Annotated in this window: 17 protein-coding genes; 4 read left to right on the forward strand and 13 right to left on the reverse strand. The window is 69.0% G+C overall.

Going from position 1 to position 16,701, the window contains the following annotated elements; genetic code table 11:
• Positions 1-97: 97 nt before the first annotated feature.
• From hpnK to DFR50_RS13755, 12 genes are all read right to left on the reverse strand, one after another.
• Positions 98-955: a hopanoid biosynthesis-associated protein HpnK gene (gene hpnK / locus DFR50_RS13700; RefSeq protein WP_113889955.1), complete on the reverse strand. Its 858-nt coding sequence runs from the start codon at positions 953-955 to the stop codon at positions 98-100.
• Positions 952-2,379, reverse strand: coding sequence for a hopanoid biosynthesis associated radical SAM protein HpnJ (gene hpnJ / locus DFR50_RS13705; RefSeq protein ID WP_113889954.1), 1,428 nt, complete (start codon positions 2,377-2,379; stop codon positions 952-954). The genes hpnK and hpnJ overlap by 4 nt, the downstream gene beginning before the upstream one ends.
• Positions 2,380-2,396: 17 nt before the next feature.
• A complete protein-coding gene (gene hpnI / locus DFR50_RS13710; RefSeq protein ID WP_113889839.1) occupies positions 2,397-3,524 on the reverse strand; it encodes a bacteriohopanetetrol glucosamine biosynthesis glycosyltransferase HpnI in 1,128 nt (375 codons plus the stop codon).
• Positions 3,521-4,519, reverse strand: coding sequence for a flippase-like domain-containing protein (locus DFR50_RS13715; protein ID WP_147262762.1), 999 nt, complete (start codon positions 4,517-4,519; stop codon positions 3,521-3,523). The genes hpnI and DFR50_RS13715 overlap by 4 nt, the downstream gene beginning before the upstream one ends.
• Before the next feature lie 101 nt (positions 4,520-4,620).
• Entirely contained in the window at positions 4,621-6,036 is a 1,416-nt protein-coding gene (locus DFR50_RS13720; protein ID WP_113889841.1) for an MFS transporter, read from the reverse strand.
• 754 nt (positions 6,037-6,790) lie between these two features.
• Positions 6,791-7,249: a hypothetical protein gene (locus DFR50_RS13725; protein ID WP_147262763.1), complete on the reverse strand. Its 459-nt coding sequence runs from the start codon at positions 7,247-7,249 to the stop codon at positions 6,791-6,793.
• A 473-nt stretch (positions 7,250-7,722) separates the two neighbouring features.
• Complete coding sequence (locus DFR50_RS13730; protein ID WP_113889843.1) at positions 7,723-9,147, reverse strand: 4Fe-4S binding protein; 1,425 nt, start codon at positions 9,145-9,147, stop codon at positions 7,723-7,725.
• Positions 9,111-9,944, reverse strand: a complete 834-nt coding sequence (locus DFR50_RS13735) for an FTR1 family iron permease (protein ID WP_113889844.1) — start codon at positions 9,942-9,944, stop codon at positions 9,111-9,113. Before DFR50_RS13735 ends, DFR50_RS13730 begins: the two co-directional genes overlap by 37 nt.
• 10 nt (positions 9,945-9,954) lie before the next feature.
• Positions 9,955-10,299, reverse strand: coding sequence for a cupredoxin domain-containing protein (locus tag DFR50_RS13740; protein ID WP_113889845.1), 345 nt, complete (start codon positions 10,297-10,299; stop codon positions 9,955-9,957).
• Positions 10,299-10,832 (reverse strand): iron transporter, encoded by a 534-nt coding sequence (locus tag DFR50_RS13745; protein ID WP_113889846.1) that lies wholly within the window; start codon positions 10,830-10,832, stop codon positions 10,299-10,301. The genes DFR50_RS13740 and DFR50_RS13745 overlap by 1 nt, the downstream gene beginning before the upstream one ends.
• Positions 10,833-10,992: 160 nt before the next feature.
• Positions 10,993-11,700 carry a hypothetical protein gene (locus DFR50_RS13750; RefSeq protein WP_113889847.1) on the reverse strand — a complete coding sequence of 236 codons (708 nt, stop codon included), beginning with the start codon at positions 11,698-11,700 and terminating at the stop codon, positions 10,993-10,995.
• A gap of 54 nt (positions 11,701-11,754) precedes the next feature.
• Entirely contained in the window at positions 11,755-12,108 is a 354-nt protein-coding gene (locus DFR50_RS13755; RefSeq protein ID WP_113889848.1) for a hypothetical protein, read from the reverse strand.
• A gap of 202 nt (positions 12,109-12,310) precedes the next feature.
• Here DFR50_RS13755 and clpS point away from each other — a divergent pair, with 202 nt between their 5' ends.
• From clpS to DFR50_RS13775, 4 genes are all read left to right on the forward strand, one after another.
• Positions 12,311-12,616, forward strand: a complete 306-nt coding sequence (clpS, locus tag DFR50_RS13760; RefSeq protein ID WP_113889849.1) for an ATP-dependent Clp protease adapter ClpS — start codon at positions 12,311-12,313, stop codon at positions 12,614-12,616.
• The gene (locus tag DFR50_RS13765; protein WP_113889850.1) at positions 12,613-13,674 is read left to right on the forward strand and encodes an aldo/keto reductase; all 1,062 of its coding nucleotides are present in this window, start codon (positions 12,613-12,615) and stop codon (positions 13,672-13,674) included. Before clpS ends, DFR50_RS13765 begins: the two co-directional genes overlap by 4 nt.
• A gap of 253 nt (positions 13,675-13,927) precedes the next feature.
• Entirely contained in the window at positions 13,928-14,764 is an 837-nt protein-coding gene (locus DFR50_RS13770; RefSeq protein WP_113889851.1) for a class I SAM-dependent methyltransferase, read from the forward strand.
• Positions 14,765-14,882: 118 nt separating this feature from the next.
• Positions 14,883-16,394 (forward strand): DUF1254 domain-containing protein, encoded by a 1,512-nt coding sequence (locus DFR50_RS13775; RefSeq protein ID WP_170153209.1) that lies wholly within the window; start codon positions 14,883-14,885, stop codon positions 16,392-16,394.
• A gap of 60 nt (positions 16,395-16,454) precedes the next feature.
• Here the strand turns inward: DFR50_RS13775 and DFR50_RS13780 are convergent, their stop codons facing one another.
• Positions 16,455-16,691, reverse strand: coding sequence for a hypothetical protein (locus tag DFR50_RS13780; RefSeq protein ID WP_113889853.1), 237 nt, complete (start codon positions 16,689-16,691; stop codon positions 16,455-16,457).
• Positions 16,692-16,701 lie beyond the last annotated feature (10 nt).

Genomic DNA, 16,701 nt, shown 5'->3' on the forward strand with positions numbered 1-16,701 from the left:
CCGGCTCGAAAGCGCCGGACCGGGTCGATCGAAACGGACGACAGTTCGGCACTATACCGCCCTGTTCCCTTCGACGTCGAGCGGGCCGCCGCGTTCGTCACGCGGGATTGATGTCGGCGTAACCCCCGACCGCAGCAGCGTTTTTGAAAACGGCGGCGCGGCAGCGCGGCGACAGGAGCGCGGCGAGTTCGTCGCCGTAGGCGTAACCCTCGGCCGCGCCGACGAAGCCGGCCGTGGTCGCCGGGTGGGTGTAGATTTCCGTGACGCCGGGCGGGAGGGCGGCGATCAGGCCGGCGAGCCGCGGCTCGGTCATATGGCCCGACCAGGCGAGGCCGAACACGCGGTCCGCCGCGAGCCAGCCGCGTGCGCGGACCCGTCGCCGCATCGCCGCCGCCCAGGGCGCGGTCAACAGGGCGACCGGCGGGCGGGGCGTCGGCTCGACCCGCCGCAGGTCGGCCAGCGGCTCGATCGGCGTGCGCAACGCCCGCGCGCCGAAATCCGCGCCGATCGCGAGGATGGCGCTGAGGATCGTCGGGTGAAGATGATAGTGGCGATGCGCGTTGACGTGGTCGAGCGCGAGCCCGGTCGCCTGGTAGGCCTCGAACTGCGCCCGGATCTCGGCTTCGACCTGGCGTCGCACCGAGGCCCGCGTCGCGATCGCGAGACCGAGGGTCGCGAGATCGCCGCGCAGCCGCCCGGCCGCCGCCCCGGTCTTGACGACGAGGTCGGGAAGCGCCTTCGCCGGCAGGACCGGCCAGTCGTCGCTCAGGGTGAGATGAAGCCCGACCCTGAGGCTCGGCATGCGCCGGGCGCGCGCGACGGCGTCCGCCGCGGCGGCGCCCCCGACCATCAGGCTCGCGGCGGTGAGGACGCCCTCCTCGTGGGCCTGCTGGACGGCCTCGTTGACCGCCTCCGCCAGCCCGAAATCGTCGGCGGTGACGATGAGCCGCTTCAGGGCGCGACCTCGCGGCGCTCGCGCAGGAAGCGGAAGAACTCGACGCCCTCCTTCAGCCGCCGCTTCATCATCTCCGGGCTCAGCGCCATCTCGCCGACGATCGAGGCGATCTTCGGGATGCGGAAGTAGAAGCTGCGGTAGAACTCGTCCACCGAGCGGAAAATCTCCGAATGGGCGAGGTGGGGATAGTGCAGGGGCGCGATCTGCACCCCGTCGTCGTTGACCAGATCGGCGTTGGCGTCGTCGAGCCAGCCGTTCTCCAGCGCCTGCTTGTAGAGAAAGGTGCCGGGATAGGGCGCGGCCAGCGACACCTGGATGGTGTGCGGGTTGATCTCCTTGGCGTACTGGATCGTCTGCCGGATCGTCTCCGACGTCTCGCCCGGCAGGCCGAGGATGAACGTGCCGTGGATGACGATGCCGAGCTCGTGGCAATCCTTGGTGAAGCGCTTGGCGACGTCGACCAGAATGCCCTTCTTGATGTTGTGGAGGATCTGTTGGTTGCCGCTTTCGTAGCCGACCAGCAGCAGCCGGCAGCCGTTGTCCTTCATCACCTTCAGGGTGGAGCGCTTGACGTTGGGCTTGGCGTTGCAGGCCCAGACGATGCCGAGCTTGCCCAATTCCCGCGCGATCGCCTCGGTGCGCGGCGCGTCGTCGGTCAGCGTGTCGTCGTCGAAGAAGAACTCCTTGACCTGCGGGAAGGCGGCCCTGGCCCAGCGCACCTCCTCGATCACATGGCCGACGCTGCGGGTGCGGTAGCGATGGCCGCCGACGGTCTGCGGCCACAGGCAGTAAGTGCAGCGCGATTTGCAGCCCCGCCCGGTGTAGAACGAGAGGTACGGGTGCTTGAGGTAGCCGTTGAAGTAATTCTCGATTGTGAGATCGCGCTTGTAGACCGGGGTGACGAACGGCAGCAGGTCCATGTTTTCGAGCACGGGACGGTCGGGATTGCGCACGATCGCGCCCGCCTTGTTCCGCCAGGTGAGGCCGGTGATCGTCGCGAGGTCGCGACCCTCGGCCGCCTCCTTGATGGCGAAGTCGAACTCGTTGCGCGCGACGAAGTCGACCAGCGGGGCCGTTTCGAGGCTCTTGTCGCCGTCGACGGCGACCTTGGCCCCGATCAGCCCGACCTTGAGGTCGGGATTGGCGGCCTTCATCGCCTCGATCGTCTTGACGTCGCTGCGGAAGGAGGGGGTCGAGGTATGCAGCACGGCGAGATCGTAGTCCCGCGCCTGTTTCACCACCTCCTCGAGGCCGATTCTGTGCGGCGGCGCGTCGATCAGCTTCGAGCCTTCGACGAGCGCCGCGGGCTGGGCGAGCCAGGTCGGATACCAGAACGACTGGACTTCGCGCCGGGCCTGGTAGCGCGATCCGGCGCCGCCGTCGAAACCGTCGAAAGACGGCGCCTGCAGAAACAGGGTTCGCATCATGGGTCGTCGGTCCTTCAATCCGCGGTCAAGACGCCGTTCCGCAGCACGCGGCGCCGCTCGCCTCGCCAGATAACCTCCCGGCCGCAAAAGCTCCAGGCGAAGGTCGCGAACGACAGGAGATCGCGCAACGGGAGAAGCCAGTAGGCGGGCGTCGGCAGACTGTAGCTGCGCATTATGGCGCGCAACAGCCCGACGCGGCCGGCGATGGCCAGTCCGGCGAGCGCGAGGCCCGGGACCGGCGCGCCCGCCGCGGCGGCGAGAAGGGCGAAGGGGAGGGGATGGGTGACCGCGGAGCCGAGATATCCCCAGAAGTCGACCGTCTGGATCGTGCGCGCCCAGCGCATCTCGTGCCGCCACAGCTCCGCGAGCGAGCGTTCCGCGCAGGCGTGGCCGACGAGAAGGCGCGGCGCGGCGACGCCGAGGCCCCTCGCCCGCAGCGCGGCGCCGATGGCGTAGTCGTCGGCGAGGACGTCGGCGAAGGCCGCGAAGCCGCCGATCGCGTCGAGATCGTGGCGGCGGAGCGCGATCGTCGACCCGAAACAAGGCGCAGCCAGCCCGAGGCGCAGGCCGAGGAGCACGTTGGGCAGGAAATGCGCGTCGATCGCCAGCGCCGACAGTTGCGACCAGAATCCTGCGACCGGAACGCCGTGATAGGCCAGGGTGACGCCGCCGACGCCCGGCCGAAGGAGCGCCGCGGCGACCCGGCGGAGGTAATCCTTCGGCGCCGCGATGTCGCTGTCGGCGAGAACGACCACCTCATGCGCGATCGCCGGCGCCATGTTGACCAGATTGGAGATTTTCCGGTTGGCGCCGTGAGTCGCGGCGTCGACGACGAGGCGGAGGTCGCGGCCGGGGAATTGCGCCGCGAGGCGCGTCACGACGGCGATCGCCGGGTCGTCGGCCGCCTGCACGCCGAACACGATCTGCACCGGCGCCGGATAGTCCTGATCGCAGAACGAGGCGAGGTTTTTCGACAGGGCGGGTTCGTCGCCGCGCAGGGGCTTCAGAATGGTCGCGGACGGCCATGCGGCCGGGGCCGGCGCGGCCTCGCCGACGGGGGGCGAGGCGGCCACGATCGCGGCGAGGAGATAGAGGCAGCCGGCGGCGGCCACGACCAGGCAGACGACCGCGATCGCCGTCACGGGTTCCGCGTCCCGTCGGCGATGCGGCGGCCGCCGAAGAAGGTCCGCCCCTCGAGTACTTGCCAGTAGATGAGGCTCGGCAGGCCGAGCACGACGTCGGGAACGCGCTTGATCAGCGACATGGCGATGGCCACGTCAGGCGGCAGGCCGAAGATCGCGCAGAGCGCGATCAGGCCGCCCTCCTGCACGCCGAGCGCGCCGGGGATCGCGAACGCCGCGCCGCGAATCGCCTGCGTCAGGCTCTCGATCGCCAGCGCCTCCGGATAGCCCCCCGGCAGCCCCATGAACGCCAGAATCGCCCAGACTTCGAGCGCGCCGACGAACCAGAACGTCAGATGGATGGCGGCCGCGGCGAGGAGGTTGGCGCGATTGGCGTAGATCGCGTCCAGGCGCGCGTAGAGCGCGTCGACGGCGCCGAGCGACGCCCATGCCCGTTCGCCGGCCATGCGCGTCGCCACCGACTTGACGAAACGCCGGCCGAAGGGCCGCTGAAGGGCATAAAAGCCGAACAGCGCGGGAACGGCGCAGGCGACGACGATCGCGACCGTCGTTCCGACGCCGCTCGCGGCCCCGATCGCGGCGAGCGTCGCGAGGCCGGCGATGGCGAAAATGCCCTGGGTGACCGCCTGGGCCAGCACGTCGACGACGATGCTGGCGGCGGCGAGGGACGCAGCGACCCCGCGCAGGATCAGCGCCCGCGCCCCGATGACGTTGCCGCCGACGTTGCCGAACGGCAGGAACGCATTGCCGCCTTCGCGTACGAAACGGACGACGACGCAGGTCAGCGCGGCGGGGCGGAGGCCGCGCGGGAACAGGACGAACCAGCCGATCCCGGCGCCCGCGACCGCAACGGCGCGCAAGAGGCACACAACGGCGACGCACCCCCAGCCCGCCGCCGCGAACGCGCGCGCGACCGGTTCCGCGCCGGCCCAGGCGATGAGGGCGACGAGCGCGGCGACGCCGGCGATCCAGGCGAACCGGATCAGCCGGGTCATGTCCGCTTCAAATCCGTGCTCGCCATACCCGCCGCCCGTCGCAAAGTTCGACGATACCCGCCCGCAGCGGCGGAGGAAAGCAAACTCGTCGCCGCCGCGCCTCACTCCGCCGCCGCCGTCGCTTCCTCGCTCGCCGGCGCCCGCGCGGCGAGCGAGTCGCCAGCTTCCGGCTTCAGTCTGATGAAGACGAGCATGGACAGGCTCGACACCACCGCCACCGCGACGAAGGAGAGCGACAGGTCGCGCGAATGAAGCGTCGCGTCGCCGAAGCCGACCTGGATCAACTGGATGCACACCGCCGCGACCGCGACGCCGATCGCCCCCGACATCTGCTGCGCGACGCTGGCGAAGCTGGTGGCGCGGCTCATCCGCGGCGGGTCGATGTCGGCGTAGGAGAGGGCGTTGAGCGCGGTGAATTCGAGCGAGCGGAAGAAGCCGCCGGCGAGCAGGGCGAGGAAGATCAGCCAGTGCGGCGTCCCGGCCGTGAACAGCGCGTAGGACGCCATGAACAGACCCGAGACGGCGGCGTTGACGATCAGCGTGCGTCGGAAGCCGAACCGTCTGAGCGCGGTCGAGGCGGTGAACTTCATCGCCATCGCGCCGAGCGCGGTGGCGAAGGTCATCGAGCCGGATTCGAACGGCGTCAGGCCGAAGCCGATCTGCAGCAGGAGCGGCAGGAGAAACGGCAAGGCGCCGATGCCGATGCGGAAGATCAGCCCGCCGGCCACGCCGGCGAAGAAGGTCGGGATCTTCAGGAGCCTCAAATCGAGGATGGCGTCCTCGTTGAGGCCGGCGTGGCGGACGTAGAGGCCGAGCAGGACGAGGCTGACGGCGATCTGCGCCGCGACCTCGAGGCCCGGCGCCATGCCGCGGCCGATCAGCGACAGGCCGGAGATCAGGCCGAGCAGGCCCACGCCCGACAGGACGAAGCCCTTGAAGTCGAAGCGCGGCACGACTTCCTCGCGCAGGTTGGCGACGTAGCGCAGCGACAGGGCGACGCCGAGCAGGCCGATCGGCACGTTGATCCAGAAGATCCAGCGCCAGTGGAAGTAGGTGGTGATGAAACCGCCGAGCGGCGGGCCGGCGACCGGACCGAGCAGCGCCGGGACGGTGAGGTAGGCGAGCGCGTCGACGAGATCGCTCTTCTCGACGCTGCGCAGCAGCACCAATCGTCCGACCGGCACCATCATCGCCCCGCCGAGCCCCTGGAAGACGCGCGCCGCGATCAGGGTTTCGAGCGAAGTCGAGGCGCCGCAGAGGATCGAGCCGAGGGTGAAGACGACGATCGCCGAGCAGAACACCGTGCGCGCGCCGAACCGGTCGGCGATCCAGCCGGAAGCGGGAATGAACACCGCCAGCGTCAGCATGTAGGAGGTCAGCGCCAGCTTGAGGACGATCGGGTCCTGATTCAGGTCGTGCGCGATCGCCGGCAGCGAGGTCGAGATCACCGTGCCGTCCATGTTCTCCATGAACAGGGCGGTGGCGACGATCAGGGCGGTGAGCATGGAGGGGCGCATGGGCCGCGCCCTTTTGGCCCAGCATCCCGGCCGCCGCAAGGCGCGCGCGGCGGGGCGACGGTCACGATGCGTTGAGCCGTCGCGATGACGGCGCCGGCGTCGTCGTGGCGTCGGGGCCTGACTTCGGAAGAAGTCGTCGCGGGGATCGTTGGACGGCGCAACGACATGTCGGCCAGACTGCAACTTCATTGCAGTCTGGCCGACTTTGGAGGTCGCGCTCCAATGTCTCCGCAGGAGGCGATACCTAACGGGGACGGAGCCGAGACTAAGTCTATGCGCTCGCAGCGCAACCGGGAAACGTCGGACAGGCGCAAGTCGGAACCGTTTCAAATCGAAACGATTTCAAACCGTGGCGGAGGCGACTTCCGCGCCCTCGACCCGAAGGGTGGTGGAGGGGTCGGCCGGCCGCGTTGGAAGCATGGGGAGAGGCGGGCGGCCCGCCATTCCGCGCGAGACCGTGTCTGCCGATACGGAAAACTGCCCCCCTTGCGACAGGACGAATAGCCCCTTGTCGCGTGAGGAGGGTTGGCGATGTTTGGAGAAGGATTGGGCGTTCCGTAGCGCTTCGAGGAGCGGCGGGCGACGGGATGAAGGCACCGGACGACGCGTCGGGCTGCGGGCTTGCGGATTCTGGCGACAGCGTGATTCCGGCGACGTTACTTTATTCGCCCTTTCCCGTTTGGGATCGTGGTCAGCCGCGGTCGGGCGATGAAGAAGCCGCCGGCCGGCGCCGTTCGTCCCCGACCTGGGCCCATTACGGGTTGCGCGAGGAGAACGGCGGCGGACGGCGCAACCGGCTGGAGATCGAAGCCGCGACTCTCGCTGGCTTGCGGCGATTCGGCAGGCCGGACGGAAAGAGACCGTGCGCGGCGAGGGCAATCGCCAGCGATTGCCCGGCCTGGAAGACTGTTCCCAAATCGTCGCCGAGATCGTCGCGTCCGACAAGCATCGTCGCTGCGGACAGCGTTTCGCTGTGGCGCGCGCGTTGCGCCATCTCGATCACCCGCAAGGCGAGCGCCTCTTCAGCCGAGACGGCGGGACAAGAGACGGGCCGGCGGTGAAGCGGCGCCCCGGAGGCCGCAATGACGGCGCGCGCGAACCCATAGAACTGTCCGAAAAGCGGACCTGCGTCTTGCGCCGGAACGTTGCGCGCCAACAGACGCCGGCCATATTCCCACGAATCGGTGTCGCCAAAGCCCAGGCCGGCGATCACGCAGCGATACAGCTTGATGAAAAGGTCCTCGTGGGAGAGATCTTGCTCCAGATCGTCACGTTCCGCCGCTTTCCCTGGACACATGAGCATCTCTCCCGTCGTGCAGGACGAATTTTTGGAACGGGTACAACCCCATGTCGGCCAGACTGCAGCGCGCGACGCAGTCCGGCCGACTGCAGGAAGGTACGTTCCAACATCGCTGCAGGACGATTGCCTGCGACGACGCAATCAAGACTAAGGGAGTTTGTCTGGTCACACAACGACTGCATATCGATGCGTGAAAATCGTAAGACTTCTAAATCGAAACGATTCTAAACGACTTGGAAACCTGCCGGAACCCGGTGGCGTGCGGGCATGCGCCCGGCGCGATTGGGCTTGCCAGCGCGGACCGGCGGCCTCGAGCCTCGATCGGGACATTCGGCGCGTCGGAATTGTCCACGCCGATCCGCCGCCTGCGCCGGCGCGACGCCGGATCACCAGATCCAGAACATCAGCACCCAGTTGAAGGCGCTGATCGCGACCGCGACGCCGACCGAGGTCGCGGCGGCCGTGCGCGCCGGAACCGATCGCGCATAGACGCCGGCCACCGACCACGCCAGCCCGACGCTCCAGGCCGACGCCCCGACGAGCAGCGCGATCCTGAGCGGCGGGACGAAGGCGAGCGACAGCCCGTCCGCCCTGAGCTGGCCGAGCGTCGTCGCCGACAGGCCGAGGAATACGCCGCAGGCCGCGATCGGGATCAGGCTCTGCGCGAGGTGGTGGACGCGGGCGGCGGCGAAGGGGCCGAGCGCGCGGGCGGCGGCGGCGAGACAGACGAGGATCGCAGCCCCGAGAACGACCGCCGTCGCCAAAATGTAGGCGACCAGCAAGGCCCCGTCCAACGGCGACAGCGTGTCGTTGTGCGCCGGATAATTGGTGAGGATCCACCACGGCAGGGTCGGTTCGAGCAGAAACACCAGGTCGTGCGCGACCAGCCATTCGGCGAGCCGCTGCTTGATCGTGACCAGCCACGGGCTCGACGACCATAGGAACGCGCCCGGTGCGACGCCGAGCAGGCCGAATACGATCAGCGCCGTCTCCCACGGGCTCGGATCCCGCCCGGCGACGCGGACGACTTCCTGCGATGTCGGCCGCAGTTCCAGGGCGACCGCGTCCTTGAAGCCGGCGCAGCGGCCGCACATGTGGCAGGCGGAGGCGCCGCGCATGGTGCGCACGGCGACCAGCGGCGCGCAGTTCAGCGCCGGCGCCTTGCCGTGCGGGCCCCGGCGCCATTCGTCCCAGGCGACGCGGTCGACGGCGTAATGGACCGGGGCGAGCTTCGCCAGCAGACCGAAGACGCCGTTCACCGGGCAGAGGTAGCGGCACCACACCCGCTTGTCGCGCCCGTAGACGAAGCCGACCGCCATCGCCGCGAGCGTCGAGCCGCCGAGGATGACGAGCACCGGCTTCGGATATTGATAGACGCTGACCATCTGGCCGTAGATGGTGGTGGCCACGAAGGCGGCGAACGGCCAGCCGCGCCACTTGATCCAGTGGGGAGTAGCCCTGCCGAGGCCGCGCGCGCTGACGATCTCGCTGAGCGCGCCTTCGGGGCAGAAGACGCCGCACCACGTCCTTCCGATCAGCACCATGCTGACGAGCACGAACGGCCACCAGATCCCCCAGAAGGCGAACTGGGCGAACAGCACGACGCTCGACCAGATGTGCGAGGTCCGCGTCGGCTCCGGCGCCAAGGCCGGCACGATCAGCAGCGCGGCGTAGATCGCGATCACCGCCCACTGGACGCGTCGAATCGCGCGCTGATGGTGGCGCAGCCACAGGCCGAGCGCGGCGATCGGCAAGGCGCGAGGCGGTGCGGCCGTCAGGCCGTGCGCCAGGTCGGACGTCTGAGAAGCCATATCATCAGGAGCCAGTAGCCGCCGAGCGCCAGGAGCTGAACGAGAACGGGCTTGGCGCGATAGCCCGTCAGCGCCGACACGAGGCCGCCGAGCGCGCCGCTGTCGGTCAGGATTCGCGACGTGTCCCACATGCGCCCGGAGAGTTGCGGAACGAGGCCGAGCGAGACGAGGTTGTCCACGCCCGTCAGCAGCAGCGAACCGGCGAGCAGGAGCAGCATGATCTCGGTCACGCGGAAGAAGGCGCGCCACGAGACGATGCGCGCGCCGGCCTGCAACAGGCCGTAGGTCGCGATCGCGAGCGCGAGGCCGAGCGCCGCCGCGACGACGCCGCGCACGACGGAGGTCCCGGCGCTCACCATGCTGCCGTAGAGGAACACGGCGGCCTCGGAGCCTTCCCGCATCACCGCGATCGCGGCGAGCGTGAACACGGCGATCCAGTTCGACCGGTCGGCCGCGTCGTCGAGCCTGGCGTGCAACTCGCGCTTGAGCGTACGCCCGTGCCGGCGCATCCAGAACACCATCTGCACGATCAGCGCCGCCGCGATCAGCACGATCGCCGTCTGGAACCAGACCTGCGCGTCGTCGCTCAATTCCTCGCCGACCGTGACGAGGGCGGCGGCGAGCGCGACTGCGCCGACGATTCCGACCGCCACGCCCGCCCACAGCCAGGCGCGCCCGGCCTTTCGCTCCGCCTCCGGCCGATGACCGATCCACGCGCTGAGAATGCCGATGACGAGGAGCGCCTCGATGCTCTCCCGCCAGACGACGAACGCAGTGTTGAACTCCGGCATGCCCATGGGCAAGAGCCTATTTGGCGACCAGCACCGCAGCCGCGGCGCCCGGGTGGAAGTCGTCGAAGAAGTCGTATTCACCCGGATCCAGCGTCCGGATCACCATGACCGTCTTGGAGCGCGGGGCCAGAACCTTCTCCTTGTGAAGCTCGACGCTCTCGAACTCGGCCGCCGTGTCGTCCTCGTTGCTGATCTCCAGCCGGAAGCGGGTTCTGGCCGGGACCTCGAGGCGCTTCGGCTCGATGGCGCCGCCCTTGAAGACGATCTGGAACGTCGGCCCCTCGTCCTCGGCGCCGGCGGGCGCCGCCGCCGCCGCCGCCGCGAACAGGGCGGCGAGGGTCGCCGCGAGCGTCGCTCGCATCAGTAGGCGCCCTTCTTGCCTGTGCCGGCGTAGACGAACTCGTAGTCGAGCGTGAACGGCGCGAACCACGGGCCGACGCCGGTCTCCTTGTCGACGTGCCGTCCGAACATCGAATGCGGATCGGCGGTCGGCGGCGCGATCGTCAACGTCATCTTGTACTTGCCCGGCCCCTGCAGCTTGACGTTGTCGCCGTAGTGCGGGCCGTCGTTGGCGACCATCGGCATGAGATCGCCCGTCTGGGTCTGGCCGCCGTCCTTGGCGAGCTGATACTTCACGACGAGATAGGGCATCCAGTCGCCCTCGGCGAAACCGTTGGGGTTGCCCTTGGCCGCATGGATGTCGGCTTCGAGATGGACGTCGGAGTCGTCTGCGGCGCGCATCATCCCCTCCGGCTCCATCTCGATCGGCTGAAGATAGACCGCGCCGATCGTCATGCCGGACTGCTGCTTTTCCTCGCCGATCGGAGTTTCCTTCGCGAAGGCCGATGTCGCGGCCGCAATGCCTGCGGCCAATACGAGGGTCCTGATCAGCATGACGTGTCCCTGAGTGTCCCGGCCGGCAACCGGCGTACCCTTTCAGTCGTCCCGGAGCCCGGGGAAAGCAAGACGGGCGGCCGCACTTTGTAATTGTTCCAATTCCAACGTGGCCGGCGAATGGCGGTCGGCGAGTGGGGGAGCCGCCGGCGGCCATTCGCTACTCGCCCGGCCGCGGCCGAACCTCGAACTGCGAAACCATCCAGTTCATCCAGCGCGCGAGCGCCCACGGGATCGTGACCACGGGCAGACAGGCGACGAGCAAAAGCGCGGTCCGTCCCAGGATTCGCGCGCCCGAGCCGCAGAATTCGACCGCGACCGGGCCTGCGACCCTGTCCGCGGTCCAGCGCAGCATGTTCTTCAGCGCCCAGGCCCAGCCGATCAGCGAAACGACGCCGAGGTAGAACAGGACGGTCCAGGCCGCGAGGCCGAGGAACGAGCCTTCGAAGCCGAGGCGGGACTCGTCGACCCTGAGCCGGGGGATCAGCCACTTGACCAGCCACGCCCAGAGCGCCGCCTCGATCAGCACCGAGATCACGAGACGGCTCGGCCGGTCGAGCGCGTCGGCGAGCCCGTCCTCGAGCCACCCGGCGAGGCCCGTCGCGACGAACAGCGGCCAGGCGCCGCGCACGTCCGCGTCGAGGCGCAGGCGGCCTCCGCCGGGCAGGGCGATTCGTTCGGCGCACCATCGATAGAACCACAACCCTGCCCAGGGCGCGCCGACCACGGTCAGGACGCCGAGCCAGGAGACGATCCAGCGCCAGGCGAGGCCCCAGGCCGGAAACGCCGGCTCGAGCGGCCCCGCCGTCGGCGGAAACCGCTCGGACGCGGTGGCGGGCGGGTCGCGGGAAAGGGACGCTTCCGTCATCGGCGGCGCCTCGCCGGCAATCCCGTCCGACCGAGCGGCGAGGAAGCGGCCGTCCTACATGCCAAGGAGGCCGCGAGCCTGCGCCAGGGCCTTCTCGCAGCTCTCGCGGTCGCCCGCCGCATCGTCCTTTCTCGCCTCCGTCATCCATTTGCGGACAGCGGTCGCCTGGGCCTCCGAGATGTCCCCGACCTTCTCCTCGGCGCCGGCGATGGTCGCGGGCGTCGGCTGATGGTGCGTGGTGGCGAAGCTCGATTCCGCGCCGGGCTTGCCCTGCGCGGCGAGCTGCTCGAGCCGCTTCGCGATGGCGACGTCGGCCTTGTAGATGTCGTCCGCGCAGGGGCCGGCCCGGGACGGCGCCGGGCAGAGCGCGCAGGCGATTGCGGCCAACGCAAGGGCGCGCAGGGTCATGACGAACCTCCGAGGAAATCCGGGGGACGGTATGCGGCCCCGGATGACCTAACGCAAGCGGACTTGCGCCGCCATTTCGCCGCGGCGCCCAGGAATCCGCGTCGCCGCGGTCGCGTCCGGCGCGCGGGATAGCCGGCGCTTGAATACCGGGCCCGCCGCATGCGATCATGCCCGCGAAGCATCCAGCCTCCCGGGGGCCACGATGAGCAAGACCGGCACGAAGGCGCGGACCAAGACCGAGACCAAGGTCGACCGTCCACGCCTGCACAAGGTTCTATTGTTCAATGACGACTTTACGCCGCGCGATTTTGTGGTCGAGGTGCTGAAGGCCGTGTTCCGCATGAACGAATCGCAGGCGCTGAGCGTCATGATCACCGCGCACAAGAAGGGCCTGTGCGTGGTCGGCGTGTTCGCCAGGGACATCGCCGAGACCAAGGCCGCGCGCGGCACCGAGGCCGGCGCATCGCGCGGCTATCCGCTTCGGTTCGACACCGAGCCCGAGGAATGACGCCGCGGCCGATCGGGGTCCGCAGGCTCGGCCGGACCGACGTTTCGCTGAGCGAGTTCGGCCTCGGAACGGCGCCGCTGGGCGACCTGTTCGCCAAGGTCGACGACGAGGAGGCGGCGGAGCTGATCGAGATCGCCTGGGAGGGCGGGGCCCGTTATTTCGACACCTCGCCCTGGTACGGCCGCGGGCAGGCCGAGCACCGGCTCGGCCGCGCGCTCTACCGCCGCCGGCGCGACGACTACGTGCTCTCGACCAAGATCGGCCGGCTCCTGAAGCGGCCGCTGAAGCCCGGCCCATTCGCGCGCGGCCAGTGGATCGGCGGCCTCGAATTCGAGACCGTGTTCGACTACGGCTACGACGGCGTGATGCGCTCGTTCGAGGACAGCCTGCAACGGCTCGGAATCAACCGCGTCGACCTGCTGCTCGTCCACGACCTCGACGGCTGGAGCCACAGAAACGCGGCCGCGGTCGACGCCCACTTCGATCAATTGATCGTGAGCGGGTGGCGCGCCCTCGCCGAGCTGCGCGATTCCGGCGCGATCGGAGGAATCGGCGCCGGGGTCAACATGTCGGACGCCATCCCGCGCTTCCTCGACGCCTTCGACATCGACTTCTTCCTGCTCGCGATGCGCTACACGCTGCTCGAGACCGACGTGCTCGACGACGTGTTTCCCCGCTGCGCCGAGCGAGGGGTCGGGATCGTGATCGGCGGCGGCTACAATTCCGGCATTCTCGCCACCGGCGCCGTCCCGGGCGCGATGTACAACTATGCGCCCGCCAGCCCCGACATTCTCGACCGGGTGGCGAAGATCGACGCGGTGTGCAAGCGCCACAACGTTCCGATCGCCGCCGCGGCCCTGCAATTTCCCCTCGGCCATCCGATCGTCGCCTCGATCGTTCCCGGCGCGATCAAGGTCAACCAGGTCGAGCGCAACCTCGCCGCTTTCCGACTTTCCCTTCCAGCCGACCTGTGGGCCGAACTCAAGCACGAGAAGCTGTTGCGCGCCGACGCGCCGACGCCGTCGGAATGGTTCACGAACGCTGCGGCGTCGATCTGACGCGAAGCTCGTTTTCGACGTCGGCGTGGCGGCGATTGAATCTCGCATTTCGTCCAACTTGTGCACTTTGTGCAGCGCGGGCAAGATGTCGCGGCGGCCGACGGCCTGAAGAGCGGCGCTTTCCCTCCCCAGGCGGTTCCGTGGGCCCGAATCCAGGTGCGAGGAGCCCCTGCGCGCCGACGCGCCCGCGGCTTGACACGACGCGTCCAGCGCCTTTTAGTTGATAACTAAACCATTTGTGGAGGGCTTTGCCATGCGCACGACCTCTCAGGCGGAAATCCAGCACCACTACGACGCCGGCAACGATTTCTACGCGATGTGGCTCGACAGGCGGATGATCTATTCCGCCGCGCTGTTCAGGTCGGACACGCAGTCGCTCGAAGAGGCGCAGATCGAAAAGCTGCGGTTTCACGCCGACGCCGCCGGAGCGCGGCCGGGGGCGCGAATCCTCGACGTCGGCTGCGGCTGGGGCGCGATGCTGCGCTATCTGGTCGAGGAGCGGAACGTCGCCGATGCGGTCGGATTGACGCTCAGCGCGGCGCAGAAGGAGCGTTTCGACGCGGGGAACGCCGACCCGCGCGCGCGCATGGCGATCGTCAACTGGCAGGACTACCACGACCCGCGGCCGTTCGACGGCATCGTCTCCATCGGCGCCTTCGAGCATTTCGGCCGTTTCGATCATCGTCCCGAGGAGCGGCTCGCGGTCTACGCCGAGTTCTTCGACTTCTGCCGGCGGCGGTTGAACAAGGGCGGCAAGCTGTCGTTGCAGACCATCGCCTACGGCCGCATCCGCAAGCTGACGCCGATCCAGCGCGACAAGATCTGGCGGGAAAGCGAGCTGCCGATGGCGCATGAGGTTCTCGAGGCGGCGTCGCGCTGGTTCGAGCCCGAGCGTCTCGTGAACCATCGGCTCGACTACGCCAGGACCCTGCGCGAGTGGGAGCGGCGGCTCGGCGCGGCGAAGGCGCGCGCCGAGACGCTGGTCGGGCCGGAAAAGGTGGCGGACTACCTCGCCTATCTCGACGACGCCGCGTCGGGCTTCGAGAACGGCGCCATCCAGCTCCTGCGCATCGCCTTCCGGCGCCATTGAGCCGCGCTCGATCGGCGTCCGCCTGATTTCTGTCGTCGCCTTGTCGCGAACAGGCTATCGAAAGGGAGCGCTGCCTGAGTTCGAGGACGCGCATCAACGGGAAGGGCGACCCATGGTCATGGCTTGGAACAGAGAAATCCGTCTCGACCGACGTGACCTGATCGCGGGCGGGCTCGCCGCCTCCGCCGCGGCGCTCGCGACCGCAGCGGCGCCGGCTGCGCGCGCCGCCGAGCCGGCGCCGACGACAGTCGTTCCGCCCGACATCATGAAGGGCGTCGAAGCGTGGAGCGGCTCGCTCGCCGTGCAGGCCGCGACCTACGCGGCGCCGATGGTCGCGATGTATCTGCTGCGGGACGCGACCTGCTTCAAGCCCGGCGCCAAGGCGAAGCCGAACGCGATCTGGCGCATCGAGAACATCGCCACGCCGGAAATCGCCGCGCAGTCCGGCTACGTCACGCCGAACGTCAACGTCGTCTACGGCTTCGGCTTCATGGATCTCGCCGCCGAGCCGATCATCCTCAGCGCGCCCGACTCGCGCGGCCGTTACTACATGATCGAGGTCTGCGACATGTGGACCAACGCTTTCGCTTATCCGGCGGGCGGACCGTCAGGCTACGCCGGCGGAACCTTTGCGCTGGTCGGCCCGGGCTGGAAGGGTCAACTGCCGCCCGACGTCACGCGGATCGATTGCCCGACCCGCTGGATCGAGTTGCAGCCTCGGGTGTTCGTCAAGGATCAGGCCGATCTGGCCGGGGCCGAGGCGGTCCTGAGCGCCATCACGGTCAAGGGTCTTGCCGAGCGCCGCGGCGGCCCCGCGCCGGCCCCGGCAGACTACCGCTACGAAGCGCCGAAGATCGCGCCGAACGTCGCGAGCAGTCAGCTGCTGTTCGACGACCCGCTGCAGTTCTGGTCGATCTTCACCGCGACGATGAACGAAAATCCGCCGCCGGCCGCCGAGGTCGAGGCCGTCCTGCCGATGTTCAAGTACCTCGGGATCGAACTCGGCAAGCCGTGGAAGCCGGAAGCCGTCAATCCCGCCGTGCTCGCCGAAATGAAGCAGGCCGCGGCCGGCGTCGGCAAGCTGATGGCCGCCAACGTCGCCATTCGCGACTCCCTGCAAGGGGGTTGGGCGATCCCGCCCGGCAACGTCGGCATGCCCGGCGCCGACTATCTGACGCGCGCGATCATCGCCGTCGTCGGCCTCACCGCCAACACGGTCGAGCAGGCGATCTATTACAACGGGCTGCTGGATTCCGAGGGCGCGCCCCTCACCGGCGCGAAGCGCTACACCGCCACCTTTTCCCAACCGATGACCTATATCGAGCCGGTCCCGCCCGGCTTCTGGTCGTTGACCATGTACGACAACGTCACCAAGCTCACCGTGACGAACCCGATCGATCGCTATTCGCTCGGCGCAAGCGATCCCATCAAGCGCGACGCCGACGGATCGTTCACCCTCTACATCCAGCGCGAGAGCCCCGGCGCGGACAAGGAGTCCAACTGGCTGCCGGCGCCGGCGGGACCGTTCTATCTGATCCTGCGCAACTACGCCCCGGCGCCTGCGGCCGTGAAGGCGATCGCCTCGGGCGTCGCGTTCAAGGGACCGCCGAGCCTCGTGCCCGTGGGCTGACCCGGAATCGTTCAGTGGCGTAGGGCGATGACCCCGCCAGGCGCGGTCAACGACCGCGCCCTACAAGCCCGGGCCCGCCGCCCCGCTGCCCGGGCTACGCGTCCGCTGGGCGATCACATCGGCGACGTCGGCCCAATCCTGCGCCATCTCGTCGCTGCTCGCCTCCTCGGCCCGCTGCCGGGCGACGGCGCCGGCCTCCGCCCCGAGGTTGGCGAGGAGCGCGGTCGCCTCGAAGTCGACGCCAAGGCGGACGGCGCGGGGACGCCGTGCGGCAAACAGGCGCGCCGCCCCTTTCATCGTCCCGCCG

Origin of the sequence: Roseiarcus fermentans (assembly GCF_003315135.1) — a bacterium.
In the GTDB taxonomy this organism is placed as follows: domain Bacteria; phylum Pseudomonadota; class Alphaproteobacteria; order Rhizobiales; family Beijerinckiaceae; genus Roseiarcus; species Roseiarcus fermentans.